Raw genomic sequence first — 14,788 nt, 5'->3', positions numbered from 1 at the left:
TGCTGCTGATTTTTCATCCAGCTATCATGCGCAGTCCATGCGCTTCGCAGCTGAAGGACAGAAGCTTACTCGCATCCTTCATCGTCTGCATGGGTAAGAAATGGGCAGATTTCCTCAGAGCAGGTACCGGCCTGCCCATCCCTGGCAAGGTTGCCCTGGTAGCTGCAGGTATGCTCGCCACCATGTTCGTTGTAAAAATCAATCTCCCAGAAGTAGTACTTGCATGCGTGACGCAGATTGCCCATCGTAATATCCATACTTTAACCTCCACCAAGCAACATGAGCGAGATGTTTAACTGATCACCTTCTTTTAAAATATAATCCAGTTTATCGGTCATGTTTTCACCGTTACAATTCACGAAGCATCCGCTGTCCTTATTATCAAGCAGATTATCTTCCATGAAGCGCATAATAAATTCCTTCAGCGTGGTTCCCGGACGAATTTCCGGATCCGTTTCTTCATCCATGAATTTCACATGAATCTTAAATTCGCCATGCCATCCCATGAGGACCTTCTTTCCCTTTGCGCATGCTGATCGTAGAATCGATGAATGATTCAAGCATACGGTTATCATCAAACACATCCTTCGTAACGCTTATATTATCCAACGAAATGAGTCTTTAGGCAAGCGGAAATGATGTAAACGTTTGACCTAATCCGAAAAATAAGTTATATATTACATAAGCTGGATGTTAAATGTACTATGCTGGAAATGGGAATTATTCGGGACATCGTTTGCGATTTTAACGGGATAAGATGGGAGAGGACATGAATGATCGATATTCCAGGCAGGAACGTTTCTTTGGAATCGGGAAAGACGGACAGGAAAAGATAAGACGAAGCAGGGTGGCCATCATCGGACTGGGAGCACTCGGAACCGTCATCGCGGAAGAACTTACAAGAGCCGGTATCGGCTTTTTGTGCCTCATTGACCGGGATTTTGTCGAACTGCATAACTTACAGCGCCAGATGCTGTACGATGAAGAAGATGCGCGTATGCACAGATTAAAAGTGGAAGCCTGTGCACAGCATCTGCACAGCATCAATTCAGAAGTGCAGGTGGAGGCTTTTCCGGAGGATTTTAATTATGGAAATGCAGAAAGCTTTCTGCAGGATGTAGACCTCATCCTGGATGGTACGGATAATCTGGAAACACGCTATCTTATCAATGAAGTATGTGTAAAGCTCCGTAAGCCCTGGATCTATGGCGGAGCGGTAGAAGCGCAGGGCATGACGATGAGCTTTTTACCGGGAGGAGCATGCTTTTCGTGTGTAACGGGAACGGTAGAGCCATTTATGAATCAGAGTACACAGAAAACCTGCAGTACAGCCGGCGTTTTATCTCCGGCGACGGCCATCGTAGCTTCGCTGGAAGTGAAGGAGGCACTTAAAATTCTGGTTTCGGCAGATACGCTGGAACAGGGGCTGATCACATTTGACTTATGGAAGAATTCCTTCCATCATTTTCACCCGGAAAAGGAAGCAGACTGCCCGATTTGTCAGAGGCAGAAATTTCATTATCTGGGGCATGTGGCAGGCGTGAGGGCATCTCGATTATGTGGGGAAGATTCGATTCAGATCCTTCCGGAAAAACGTTGCCATATGTCACTGGATGCGCTGGAAAAAAAGCTGTCCGATCTCGGACAGGTCAGAAAGAATAAATACTATTTGAGCTTTGAAGGGAGCGATGCATCATTTCAGGTTTTTTATGATGGACGTGCGATTATCTTGCATGTAACATCTGAAGCAAAGGCAAAGGCAATCTATTCAGAATATATCGGATTATAAGAGGAACATTTGGATGGAAAAGAAAGAGAGAGATGATACCAAAAAAAGAATTTTAAAAACAGCCATCAGGCTCTTTGCTGAATATGGTTATGCAGGAACATCTACGCGCATGATTGCGACGGAAGCGGGTGTGAATCTGTCTGCGATTTCGTTTCATTATAATGGTAAAGAGGGACTATATCAGGAAACCCTCAGATATCTCGGGGAGCGGGTCGGTGATTATTACAACTTGATGTATGAGAAAGTAAACCGGGATTTTGATGAGCATACGATGACGAAGGAAAAGGCATTTGCGTATATCGAAGAAATCATCGATCTGCAGTTACAAGCCGCTTTTTCCAGGAACAATCGCTATACTGTGCATATGGTATGGCAGGAAGATCGCGGGCCGGAGGGAGATCAGCCACTGGCGAACATCCTCTTCACAGAGGTGGAGAGTGTGATGGCTCAGCTCCTGAAGTTTTTAGCACCGGGACTGAACCTCGAAGAAGCCTTTATCATAAGCCGCCACGTCAATGGCAGTATCATTTCATTCGGAGAGCATCAACATCTGGTCTCCCCGTTTATATCAAAGAAAACAGGTTCCGAAACGGTCAGAGAATGGATTCCGAAGATGATAAAGAATGATTGTCTTATGATCGTACACGGTGTAGTCGAGGGAGCCTCATATGTATGTTCCGACGACCGGATCGAAATCAGATGAGCTGAAAATGATACGATGAAAAGCGAAAGGCATGAAGCTGAGTTGCAGCATGCATACAAAGAATCTGAGTGATATAGACCATCCACTGGAAGAGAAATACTTCCGGGGGATGGTTTTTTATTGCGCTGATAGAGCGCATCATACAAACCACTGTACAAAGTGCACAGTTAGAAAGAACTAACGCGTTATCCAAACGTGCATTATTGCCTGTTTTTTCGGCAGCAAAATGTGCAAAGCGTATATTATTATAAAACAAAACGCATTTATGTATGTGCAATATTGACAATGCATAGCAACACCGTTAAAATTAAGTCAAATCAAACGAATGACCTAAACGAACGTCCGAATCCGCGGTCCGGATGTTCGCGAATGATACGTCACATCATAAAAATCAAGGAGGTTCTGAAAAGTATGAAAAAGGATTTTGTAACTCTGACAGTAAACAAACGAGAATATACGTTTTCTGTCGGCACGGCCTTTGGACAGCTTCCACCATCCGAAACACTCGTAGATACATTAAGAAATCGTCTGGGATTGACCGGAACGAAATCGTCCTGTAACGAAGGTGCATGTGGGTGCTGTACCGTGATTAAGGATACGTATGCTGTCGCATCCTGCATGACGCTCACGGTGGACTGTGATGGTAGTGATATCATCACCATCGAAGGACTGGAGGATCCGGAGAAGGGACTCGATCCGATTCAGCAGGCCTTTATCGATGAGTACTCTTTCCAGTGTGGCTACTGCACACCGGGTATCATCATGTCGGCGAAGGCACTGTTCATGCATAATCCGCATCCGACTGCGGAGGAAATTCAGGAAGCGCTTTCCGGTAACTTCTGCCGTTGTATCAGTCATTATACGGTGCTGAGAGCGCTTAATAAGGTAGCAGGAAATGAGGATGCCGAACTTTCCGAGATGCATCGGGCAGCGGATGATATCCCTGTAGAGGATCGTATTCCGGTTCGTGAAAACAAGCATCCGAACAATCCTTCGACCTGGCAGTCATGCAATGAGCATTCATTAGCAGATTAAGGAGGGCCTTCAAAATGAGTGCAGCAGATAAGAAAATGAATTACCGTGATGTGGTTCAGCCGAACTATCGTCATGTTGGTAAATATACCCCGAGAATCGATGCCAAGGATATCGTAACCGGACATGCAACCTATCTGGATGATTTTAATGTTCCTGGCCAGCTGTATGGTAAGACCTTGCGTTCACCGTATCCGCATGCAAAGATTCTGTCCATCGATGCGACGAAGGCAGAGGCACTTCCGGGTGTACGTGCAGTCGTGACCTATAAGAATGCGCCGGAGCAGTGGGGACTCGGCCTTCCGGTACATCGTCATCTTCTCGAGGATGAGGTATGGTGTGTCGGTGACGTCGTCGCACTGGTCGCCGCGGATACGCTGGAAATCGCAGAAGAAGCCCTCGATCTGATCGATGTCGAGTATAAGAAGCTTCCGGCTGTATTTAATGCGGAGGACGCCCTGAAGGAAGGTGCACCGCAGCTTTATAAGAGATTCCCTGGAAATCATGTAGATAACGGTATCAAGTATTTCCAGCCGGATGGTCCGTGGTGGCAGATCCGCCGAGGCGATCCGGAGGCAGCCTTTGCAGAGTGTGCCTATGTTGCGGAAGATCGCGTTGAGTTCGATAAGATGCCGTCACCGGCCGCGCCGGAGACACCGTCAGCCATCGCAAAGTGGACGGGAGGAACCGACTATACCCTGTGGGCATCTTCTCAGTCTTCCCATATTCTGAAGCTGATGGCCGAGGGTCGTATCGACCATTCAAACTTCGATGTTCGTACGTTCAATGTCGGCGGTTCTTATGGTAATAAGCAGTCCCTGATGACGACCGTCCTTTCCGCATGTATGCTGTCCCGTGTGACCAGTAAGCCGGTAAAGGTAGTCATGACCAAGGAAGAGCAGTTGACCTGCTATGAGGTTCGTCTCGGATCCATCATGAATGCCAAGATCGGTATCACGAAGGATGGCATCGTAAATGCGATTAAGGGCAAGTGGCTGGTAGATACCGGATCCATCGCAGACTCGATTCAGGGCCAGGTCGGTGTCGGCCTCGGCGAGGCGCAGCTTGTATGTGCGAAGTGCGCAAACTGGGATATGGATTCTGAAATTGCCGTTACGAATCGGCAGGCAGCCGGTATCGTACGTGGTTATGGCGGACAGGAGCTGAACAGCTGTCTCGAGCGTCTCATGGCGACTGCGATGAAGGAAGGAAATCTCAATCCGCTTGACGTGTTTAAGAAGAATTACGTGGCACCGGGTGATCGCTTCCAGTGGCGTGATGGTCGCTGGTGGCAGTCCAGATCCTCGATGTTCTTCCCAGAAGCGATGCAGGGTGCTGCGGATCGTTTCGACTGGGATAAGAAGTGGGTCGGCTGGAATAAGCCGTACTGGGTAAGCCCGGATGGCAAGAAGGCCAGAGGCGTCGGTATGGGCGTTATCGGTAATGCCGATATCAATGAGGATAATACCGAGTGTATCTGTCGTATCATCCCGGATCTCGTAGGTAAGCCGAGAGCATCGAAGACGGTGATCGAGATGGATGTTACCGAGTCTGGTATGGGTACGAGATCAAATGTAGTTAAACAGGTGGCAGAAATCCTTAATGTGCCGGTAGAGACGGTTTATATCACGGATCCGGGTTCGAAGTATAATCCTTCCAACTATGGTCTTTGCGGTTCCAGAGGTACGATCACGACCGGTAAGGCAGCAACACTGGCAGCGATGGAGTGTAAGCAGAAAGCTCTGGAGCTCGCAGCGACGCACTTCCACAGATCCATCGACCAGATGGAAACGAAGGACTATATGGTTTATGTGCGCGATACACCTGAGCTTATGGTTCCGATGTTTAAGCTCTGCGATAAGGAGCTTTCCATCTGTGGATATGGTAAGCACCTGGAGCTCTTCAATATTCCGAGCTGTATCGCGGTGTTCGTCGATGTCGAGGTCGACCTCGAGACGGGTCGTCAGCGCTTACTTCATATCGGTGCAGGAACGGATATCGGACAGATTCTCGATCCGAAGGCGGTGGAGATGCAGCTGCATGGTGGCATCGGATCTGCCTGCGTAGATACAGCGTCGATGGAGGAGTGCTTACAGGATCCGATCACCGGACGTCTGGTGACCGCAAGCATGCTCGAGTATAAGATGAGAACCTTTAATGAGTTCCCGACCTATGACGCATACGTCATGGAATCGCAGATCGATAGCTATGTATTTAAGGCACTCGGCATCGGTGAAGTATCCGGTGCGGCACTCGGTGGTGCAGTTCTGATGGCGATTTCCAATGCAACCGGAAAGGATATCAAGACCTACCCTGCAACGCCTGGCGTGATTCTGAGCGCCCTCGGTAAGGCATAATCGAAGGAGGAACCGATCGTGAGAAATTTTGATTATGAGAGTGCGGCTTCTTTTGAAGAGGCCAGCACGTTATTAAAGAATACAGAATCCGGTAAGGCGGTGGCCATCGCCGGAGGTACAGACCTCGTCGGTGTGATGAAGGAAAAGATCCTGAAGAAGGCACCGGAGAAGGTTGTCAATCTGAAAACCATCAAGGAAGGAAATTATATTAAAGAGGAAGGAAATGCGATCGAAATCGGTGCCCTGACGAAACTGACACAGATCGTGGAGAGTCCGGAGCTGACGGAGGGAGCAGCGGCAGTTCAGGAAGCAGCGAAATCCATCGCTTCTCCGATCATCCGTAACGAAGGAACCATCGGTGGTAATCTCTGTCAGGATGTGCGTTGCTGGTTCTACCGCTATCCGAATGGCGTCGGTGGAAGACTCGACTGTGCACGTAAGGGTGGTGAAGAGTGCTTCGCGATTCAGGGACAGAACCGTTATCACTCCATCTATGGTGGCATGAAGACCGGTTTTACACCATGTTCCCATGAGTGCCCGGGCAATACGGATATTCCGGGATACATGGCGAAGCTGCGTGAAGGCGACTGGGATGGCGCGGCCAGAATCTTCCTCGAGTACAATCCGATGCCGATGGTTACCTCCAGGGTATGTCCGCATAACTGCCAGCTGAAGTGCAATCAGAATCAGCACGGCGATCCGGTCGATATCCATGCCGTAGAGCGTTCACTCGGCGACTATATCATCGCGCATTATGATGACTATTTTAAGGCACCGGAACAGGAGTCCGGCAAAAAGGTAGCCATCGTCGGTGCAGGCCCGGGCGGTCTGACGGCAGCCTATTATCTTCGCCGTGCCGGTGAGAAGGTCGTGGTATATGATCGTATGGAGAAGGCCGGCGGTGTTCTTCAGTATGGTATCCCGCACTATCGTCTGCCGAAGGATATCGTCGACGGATATGCTGCTCAGCTTGAAAAGATGGGTGTCGAGTTCCGGATGAATACGGAGATCGGAAAGGACATCACCCTCGATCAGCTGGATCAGGAATATGATGCCATCTATCTCGGTACCGGTGCGTGGAAGCAGCCGCTCCTCGGAATCGGTGGTGAGGAGCTGACACAGTTCGGTCTGAATTTCCTCGTTGATGTCAATACCTATCTCCAGAAGGCCATCGGTAATGATATCCTCGTCTGTGGTGGCGGTAATGTTGCGATGGATGTTGCGATGACCGCGAAGCGTCTCGGTGCGAAGTCCGTGAAGCTGGTTTGTCTCGAGCAGGCAGATGAGATGCCGGCGACCGAAGAAGACGTCAGCAGAGCGAAGGAAGAAGGCGTCGAAATCTTTAATGGCTGGGGTCTTTCCAGAGTACTGACGGATGCAGACGGTAAGGTCAACGGACTCGAGTCCATGAAGTGTACCTCCGTACGAAATGCAGAGGGCAGATTTGATCCGCAGTATGATTACGACACGAAGATGAACTTCGCGTCGGATTATATCATCCTCGCTACCGGACAGCGTGTCGATATCAGCTTCCTCGGCGAGAACTTCCTGTCTCAGGTGAAGAGCCCGAGAGGTCTGATCGATGCCGATCTCGAAACGGCGAAGACCTCAAATCCGAAGATCTATGCAGGCGGCGATGCGGTTACCGGACCGAACCTTGCCATCAAGGCGATTCATGGTGGTCGTGTTGCAGCCATCACGATCAATAAGGATCTCGGCGTAGAAGAGTATCACTGGCCGCAGACAAAGGGATTCCTTCATTTTGATAAGGACGCCATCAAGGAAACGACGATGCATGTTCTTCCAGAGCGGGCGGTATCCGAGCGGACACTGAGTGACGAGGATACCGGATCCTTTACACCGGAAACAGCTATCCAGGAAGCCGGCAGATGTATGGACTGCGGATGTTATTCGGTAAATGCTTCCGATCTTTCACCGGTGATGGTGATGATGGATGCGGAACTGATCACAACGGAGAAAACCATTCGGTCGAAGGATTTCTTTACGACGAAACTCAAGGCATACGATATGCTGAATCCGGGAGAGCTGATCAAGGCCGTTCGTTTCGAAAAGCTGGATGGCTATACGACCGGCTATGACAAATTCAGAGTACGTGATTCGATCGACTTTGCAATTGCATCTCTCGCATATGCATATAAGCTCGAGGATGGTGTGATCCGTGATGTGAAGCTGGTTCTGGGTGCAGTGGCACCGGTTCCGCTGGTACGACCGGAGGTAGAAGCGTTCCTGATCGGAAAGAAACCGACGAAGGAAGTTGCTGCTGAGGCTGCAGAGATCGCTGTTAAGGATGCTGCGCCGCTTCAGTACAATGACTATAAGGTACAGGAAGTCAGAGCACTCATCTCAAATCTCGTAGAGCGGATGGCAAACGCATAAAGAAGCGTATTTTAAGCGAGCCCCGTCCACGACGGGGACTCGCTATTTCAAAATCATGAGTCGTTAAAAAAATAACGTACATACAAGAACAGAATTCTTCTTAGAAGGGAGGGTGTATGGATTATATGAAAAAAAGATGGACGGTCGTGGCTGCAAGCTGTATCGTCAATGTCTTTATCGGTATTTCGTACTGCTGGAGTATCTTCCAGTCCGGATTTATGAGTGAGTCAGAAGAAATTTTCGGTGCGACAGTAGTGGCATCTTCGCTGGCACTGGCATTTACCTTTAATACAGGTGTCGGTCCGATCACCATGATTACCGGTGGCGCGATGAAGAAAAAGTTTGGTGCTGGAGGTGTCATCAAAATCGGCGCAGTTCTGACCTTACTTGGTCTTCTGATGACGGGCATGGCCCACAGTGTGCCGATGGTATGGATCGGCTTCGGTATCATCGCCGGTTTCGGTGTCGGCATGATCAATGGCATCACCACAACCAATACCGGCCTCTGGTTTCCGGAAATGCGTGGTACGATTGCAGGCCTTACGACGGCCTTCTTCGGACTGGGGTCAATTCTCTTCCCGTTCGTGCTGAGACCTCTGATCGGCAGCATTGGCGTACTGAAGACCTTCATGATACTTGGAATCCTGATCGGCATCGTCGGATTCATCTGTGGATTTTTCATCTCGGCGCCACCAGAAGGCTGGTTGCCGGATGGATACGTACCACCTGCACCGAAGAAAAACGGTCCGGCACCTAGAAATTACAGATGGAATGAGATGATCCGGGATAAACGCTATTACGTAGCGGTGATCGCCTTCCTCTGCTTCTCATCGGCCGGTCTTTTCGTCATTCAGTCGGCGACCGGTATGGCGAAGACCATCGGTGGACTGCCGAAGGAGAGTGCACTCGTAGCGTATACGGTTTCGTTCATCGGTATCGCGAATTCCGGCGGACGTCTTCTCTGGGGGTCGATCTCCGATAAGATCGGACGCTATAAGGCGCTGATGGCGATGGGATGCCTCGTGGCGATCTGTGGTTTCTGCTTATCGCGAGTAAATCAGTCGTACGGAATGTTCCTGATTTTTGCTATGCTGATTGCAGCATGTTATGGAGGCTCCATGGGTGTATATCCGGCACTGACGGCGGATAATTTTGGACCGAAGAACAATGGCATCAATTACGGTATCATGTTTATCGGTTTCGCGCTCGGCGGCTATGTCGGACCGAAGTTCTTCACGAGTCTGATGGAGCAGTCCGGTGGATCCTATGCGATGCCGCTGACGATTGTGGGTGCATTTGGCATCGTAGCAATCGTGCTGATTTTCCTTCTCGTAAAGTTCAGAGAGAGTATGAAGTAAAGAATAGACAGGTTTAATTATGGACAAATCGCAGTTGATTGAAAATCAAAAAAACGATGATCCATATTGGTGCTCCATTTCGAACCGGACGCTGGGAGAGCTGATTCATCTTCAGGCCTCTCGGTATCCGGACCATCTCGCGGTGATAGATTATCTGCATGATCGACGCCTCACGTATCAGGAACTCGATACGGTCAGTGATGATCTGGCGAAGGGGCTGATTCATCTGGGACTCAGGCAGGGCGATCATGTGGCTGTGATCATCGATAACTGCTGGGAACATGTCGTCACGAAGCTCGCCATCTCGAAGGCCGGTGGAGTGCTCGTCAATGTGAATATCCATGAAAAAGCGGATATGCTGCGACGGCTTCTGGAGAATACTGAATGCAGCATAATGATCATAAAGCAACGGATGAAAAACCGGGATCATATGGAGATGCTGTATGAAATCTGTCCGGAACTGAAGACGCAGACTGCCGGCAGGCTGCAGACAGTACTGCTGCCGAAGCTTCGGCATATCATCGTGACCGGTGGGGCTGGAGCGGAAGGCTGTGCATGGCAGCTGAATGAGATCCTGAAGGCAGGAGAACAGTGCTCTGACCAGCTGCTGGAAGATCGGGCGAAGCAGCTGGACATGGACCAGACCGCCACGATCATCCATACCTCCGGATCGAGCGGTACCCCGAAAGGCGTTCCGCTGACGCATCGACAGATGATGCTGAATGCACTCGAACATGTGCACTATATGAAGATGACGACAGATGACCGGCTGTGTGTGACAGCTCCGCTGTTCCACTCGCTGGGCTGCATCGGAAGCATGCTGACGACACTGATGGCCGGGGCTACGATGGTGCTGTTTGATGATCTGAAGCATGAGGGTGTGCTGGAGCTTCTGGTGAAGGAAAAGTGTACGGTGATGAGTTGCGTTCCGACGATTCTCCTTCGACTGATGCATCATGCAGAAGAAATCGGAGGTGAGCAGAATCTCCATCTTCGTCTCTGCGTGATCGCCGGAGCGAGCTGTCCGGAGGAGGTGTTCCGACATGCATCGGAGGTTCTGCATATCGATCATTTCATGGTGATGTATGGGATGACGGAAGCCGGTCCGGGAATCAGCAGTACGGAAATACAGGATCCCCTCTGCATGGTGTCGACGACCGTCGGTCGTTTCTGGCCGTTGATTGAGTGGAAGATCCGTGACCTCGCCACCGGCATCACACTGGGAGAGAATCAGGTCGGTGAAATCTGCATCAAGGGTCCCTGTGTCACGGCGGGGTATGTTCGGAATATCGAAGAAACAGAAAAAGCGTTCGAGGATGGCTGGCTTCGCACCGGAGATATCGCAACGGTGGATCGGGATGGCATCATCCGCCTGAGAGGAAGATGTAAGGACATCATCATCCGGGGTGGCGAGAACATCAGCCCGAAGGAAATCGAAGACTTTTTACGGCAGCATCCGAAAATCGAGGATGCCTGTATCGTGGGCGCCCCGAATCGTGAATTCGGTGAGAGCGTCTATGCATTTCTGATTCTGAAGCCAGGGCAGGAACTTGGTCTGGAGGAGCTTCGCAGTGACTGCAAAGGTAAGATTTCAACCATCAAGATTCCGGAAGAAATCGAAATCCTACAGCAGTTTCCACTGACCGGCTCCGGTAAGATTGCAAAGGAAGAGCTGAAGAAGATAGCAGCTGAGCATACGAGATTCAGCTGAAGAAAGGATAAACTATGGCAAAATTTATTACACCGAAACAGGCAGCGGAGCTGATTCCGGATGGCGCAGTCATCGGTTCGGCAGTGCAGGGGATGACAGGATGGCCGGAGGAAATCGGTCTTGCAATCCAGGAGCGTTTTAAGGAGTGCGGACATCCAGCAGGAATCACACATATTCACGGCGCAGGACAGGGTGATTTCGGACGTATGGATCCTGAAAAAAAGAAGACACGTGGTGAGGATGCCCTGGCAGAGGATGGTCTTCTGACCTGCTCGATCCACGGACATGTCGGCTGCTCTTTTAAAATGATCAAAAACATCACGGATAATAAGATCCTTGCGTACAACATCCCACTCGGCATCGTCGGACAGATCTGGCGAGAGATCGGTCGAGGTTTCCCTGGACTGATGACGAAGGTCGGACTCGGAACCTATATCGATCCACGTTTTGATGGTGCGATGATCAATGAAAAAACAAAGAAGGAAGGAAAGCAGTTCATTTATCACATTCCGGATTTTATGGGAGAGGAGTATCTCTTCTATACCCTTCCGAAGCTGAACGTCGCCCTTCTTCGTGGCACAACTGCAGATGAAGAAGGCAACCTGAGCTATGAAAAGGAGTGTATGCCATGTGAACCGCTGGATCTCGCGATGGCAGCCAAGGCCTCCGGTGCGATCGTCATCGCCCAGGTCGAGCGCGTTGCGAAGACAGGTTCCCTGGATCCGCGCACTGTCAAGATTCCGGGTATCCTCGTCGATTATGTCGTCGTCGAAGAGCATCCGGAGCGTTCGATGCAGACGCATATCACTCACTTCAATCCGGCATTCACCGGAGAGATCCGCGTACCACTCAGAGACGCGAAGCAGGAGGTTCCGTTTGATCATCGAAAAGTGATCGCGCGTCGAACCGCAGCGGAATTCCATCATGACATGAAGTGCAATTTCGGTATCGGCATGCCGGGTCTCGTTCCGAGTATTCTGATGGAGGAGGGCGTCGATGATCAGATTATGATGCTTTCAGAATCCGGACTCATCGGCGGTGTGCCGGCGCAGGGCGGCGATTTCGGTGCACACTTCAATCCGATTGCGATGGTGAATCAGACCGATTTCTTCAGTTTCTTCGATCATGGTGGACTCGACGCCGGTGTCTTCGGACTTCCGGAGGTGGATAAGGATGGTAATGTCAATACCACCTACCTGAATGGCAAGATCGCCGGCTGTGGTGGCTTCCCGAATATTTCGGCCAACGCGAAGCACTCGATCTTCATGGGCACCTTTACCGCCGGTGGACTCGAGTGTCATGTGGAGGATGGAAAACTGTACATCGATCAGGAAGGTCGCTTTAACAAGTTCGTAGATCACTGCGTACAGGTTTCCTTCAATGCAGCGCAGTGCCTGAAGAAGGGCAATAAGATCAGCTACATCACAGAACGCTGTGTATTCGAGCGTACGGAGGAGGGCCTCGTGCTGACTGAAATCGCTCCGGGCATCGATCTTCAGACGCAGGTGCTCGATCATATGGGCTTCCGCCCGATCGTGCCGGAGGGTGGTCCGAAGCTGATGGATGCAGCACTGTTCCAGGAGAACTGGGGCAGACTGAAGGATACCTTCTGATGACGCTTGTGCTGGTAGCTGTTTGACCGTATGTCCGTTTCATAGTTGTGAATCAGCCAGGTGACATCACCTGGCTGATTCCATATCCAGAAAAATATCTGAGATTGCAATATCCGTGATGGAAAGGAGAAAATATGCCGATCCTGAAATATGAATATGATTTTATCACCGGAAAGAAGAATCCCATCGGAACCCATATCGAGATCGAGACGGATGCAGAGAAAGGAAGCGCGGCCTGCGCATGGACCGTGCAGGAGAACTACATCGGCTATGATCATATCCTGCATGGAGGTATCGCTGCATCTATCCTGGATAATCTGATGATTTATGCAGGTCGCGCTTGGTCCGGGCAGGATGTTGTGACGGCAAATATCAATGTGAATTATCGCGCAATCGCCTACGTGGGCGATCATCTCGAGGGACATGCATGGGTGAGTGCGCACACGCCGGGCAGTCGTGCGATTCACCTTCGGGCGGAATTACGAAGAGGAGAGACGATCGTTACGGAAGCGGAAGGCGTGGTCGTCATCGTCTATCCGGCATCGGATGGGAAGCTGTGATCATCAGATCATCTACCTCGCGAATGATCAGGTCTTATAAGGAACGAAAAAAATAAATATATAACAAATCGAACAAGCAGAGCTGCTGATAGAAGAATGGATTGTGCAGTCTGTACGAGCTGTGCTGACCGATATATTTTAAAAAGCAAATCGCCTGATGCAAATTCACATATAAAGTGGTATACTAGGTCAAACGACCGACATAGTGCATAGACAGGAGTTTATATGAGATTCGGAGCAGTGATCGTGGCGGCGGGGATGTCGAAACGAATGAATGACTTTAAACAGTTGATGAAGATTGGGGATATGACCTTCGCGGATCGTGTCATCACGAACTTTCAGCGTGCAGGCATACAGGACATCGCCATCGTAACGGGCTATCGTGGCGAGGAGCTCGAGAAGTCCTTGAAGGGATCCGGTGTGGTCTTTCTTCGAAATGATCACTATGAGACGACAAGGATGTTTGACTCCGCCTGTATCGGCTTTTCGTATCTGAAGGATCGCTGCGATGCGGTGTTTTTCTGTCCGGTGGATGTGCCGTTCTTTACGGATGAAACCGTAAAGGCGGAGATGAATCGTGCAGAGAGTGCGGACATCATCGTTCCGTACTGTCATGCGCGGCCGGGACATCCGATTCTGCTCAGTCAACGGGCGGTGGAGTATGTGCTTCAGTATACCGGTGAACGCGGGATGCGGGGTGCCTACGAGTCCTTCGGACAGACCGGAGTGGGCAGGGTGCTGCAGATCAGCGTCGACGACGACGGCGCGGTGATGGACGCCGATACGAAGGAGGATTATCAGAACCTGCTGGATCTTCATAATGCACGTCTGATGCGACCGGATATCCGGGTGCGGCTGTGTAATTCGAAGCCGTTTTTCGGTCCGGGTACGGTGAACCTGCTTCGACAGATCGCGTCGACCGGCAGTGTCCGGGAGGCCTGCGAGAAGTGCGGTATCTCCTACAGTAAGGGCTGGACCATCATCCATGACTGTGAAAATGAACTGGGCTATCGCATCGTCGAGCGACAGCCGGGCGGAAAGTATGGTGGTAAAGCTGTGATCTCGAAGCATGGAGGGAAGCTGATCCTGTTGTATGAGCAGCTCGAGCGGGAGATGAATGAAGTCGTGCAGAAGAAGTTCGATGAGATCTTCCTGCATGGAGACTGGCTGAAGAAATCGAATCTACAGGGCGATATGGGGGATACGTAACCTGCGATGTGCGTTACAGGTCGGGTGTGCGGCTGCGTGATGTTCGTGCATAAAGCGAT

Annotated in this window: 12 protein-coding genes; 10 read left to right on the top strand and 2 right to left on the bottom strand. The window is 50.4% G+C overall.

What is annotated here, in order from left to right:
- Positions 1–65: 65 nt before the first annotated feature.
- Both ACTQ52_RS07910 and ACTQ52_RS07905 read right to left on the bottom strand, forming a co-directional pair.
- A complete protein-coding gene (locus ACTQ52_RS07910; protein ID WP_441982285.1) occupies positions 66–257 on the bottom strand; it encodes a hypothetical protein in 192 nt (63 codons plus the stop codon).
- 3 nt (positions 258–260) lie between these two features.
- The gene (locus ACTQ52_RS07905; protein ID WP_441982284.1) at positions 261–506 is read right to left on the bottom strand and encodes a hypothetical protein; all 246 of its coding nucleotides are present in this window, start codon (positions 504–506) and stop codon (positions 261–263) included.
- A gap of 263 nt (positions 507–769) precedes the next feature.
- On the opposite strand from ACTQ52_RS07905, the gene ACTQ52_RS07900 reads away from it, so the two are divergent.
- The 10 genes from ACTQ52_RS07900 to ACTQ52_RS07855 all read left to right on the top strand — a co-directional run bounded on the left by ACTQ52_RS07900 (position 770) and on the right by ACTQ52_RS07855 (position 14,729).
- Positions 770–1,789, top strand: a complete 1,020-nt coding sequence (locus ACTQ52_RS07900) for a ThiF family adenylyltransferase (protein ID WP_441982283.1) — start codon at positions 770–772, stop codon at positions 1,787–1,789.
- 13 nt (positions 1,790–1,802) lie between these two features.
- Complete coding sequence (locus ACTQ52_RS07895) at positions 1,803–2,492, top strand: TetR/AcrR family transcriptional regulator (RefSeq protein ID WP_441982282.1); 690 nt, start codon at positions 1,803–1,805, stop codon at positions 2,490–2,492.
- A gap of 411 nt (positions 2,493–2,903) precedes the next feature.
- Positions 2,904–3,527, top strand: coding sequence for a (2Fe-2S)-binding protein (locus ACTQ52_RS07890; protein WP_441982281.1), 624 nt, complete (start codon positions 2,904–2,906; stop codon positions 3,525–3,527).
- 14 nt (positions 3,528–3,541) lie between these two features.
- A complete protein-coding gene (locus ACTQ52_RS07885; RefSeq protein ID WP_441982280.1) occupies positions 3,542–5,881 on the top strand; it encodes a xanthine dehydrogenase family protein molybdopterin-binding subunit in 2,340 nt (779 codons plus the stop codon).
- 18 nt (positions 5,882–5,899) lie between these two features.
- Positions 5,900–8,278, top strand: a complete 2,379-nt coding sequence (locus ACTQ52_RS07880; protein ID WP_441982279.1) for an FAD-dependent oxidoreductase — start codon at positions 5,900–5,902, stop codon at positions 8,276–8,278.
- 116 nt (positions 8,279–8,394) lie between these two features.
- A complete protein-coding gene (locus ACTQ52_RS07875) occupies positions 8,395–9,636 on the top strand; it encodes an L-lactate MFS transporter (RefSeq protein WP_441982278.1) in 1,242 nt (413 codons plus the stop codon).
- Between the two features lie 19 nt (positions 9,637–9,655).
- The gene (locus tag ACTQ52_RS07870; RefSeq protein ID WP_441982277.1) at positions 9,656–11,347 is read left to right on the top strand and encodes an AMP-binding protein; all 1,692 of its coding nucleotides are present in this window, start codon (positions 9,656–9,658) and stop codon (positions 11,345–11,347) included.
- A gap of 14 nt (positions 11,348–11,361) precedes the next feature.
- Complete coding sequence (locus ACTQ52_RS07865) at positions 11,362–12,960, top strand: acyl CoA:acetate/3-ketoacid CoA transferase (RefSeq protein WP_441982276.1); 1,599 nt, start codon at positions 11,362–11,364, stop codon at positions 12,958–12,960.
- A 134-nt stretch (positions 12,961–13,094) separates the two neighbouring features.
- Complete coding sequence (locus tag ACTQ52_RS07860; protein WP_441982275.1) at positions 13,095–13,520, top strand: PaaI family thioesterase; 426 nt, start codon at positions 13,095–13,097, stop codon at positions 13,518–13,520.
- 225 nt (positions 13,521–13,745) lie between these two features.
- Positions 13,746–14,729, top strand: coding sequence for an NTP transferase domain-containing protein (locus ACTQ52_RS07855; protein ID WP_441982274.1), 984 nt, complete (start codon positions 13,746–13,748; stop codon positions 14,727–14,729).
- Positions 14,730–14,788 lie beyond the last annotated feature (59 nt).

Origin of the sequence: Oribacterium sp. Sow4_G1_1 (genome assembly GCF_052116105.1) — a bacterium.
GTDB lineage: Bacteria > Bacillota > Clostridia > Lachnospirales > Lachnospiraceae > Oribacterium.
Note: the sequence above shows the minus strand (reverse complement) of the source record. Positions and strands in the feature narration are given on the sequence as shown.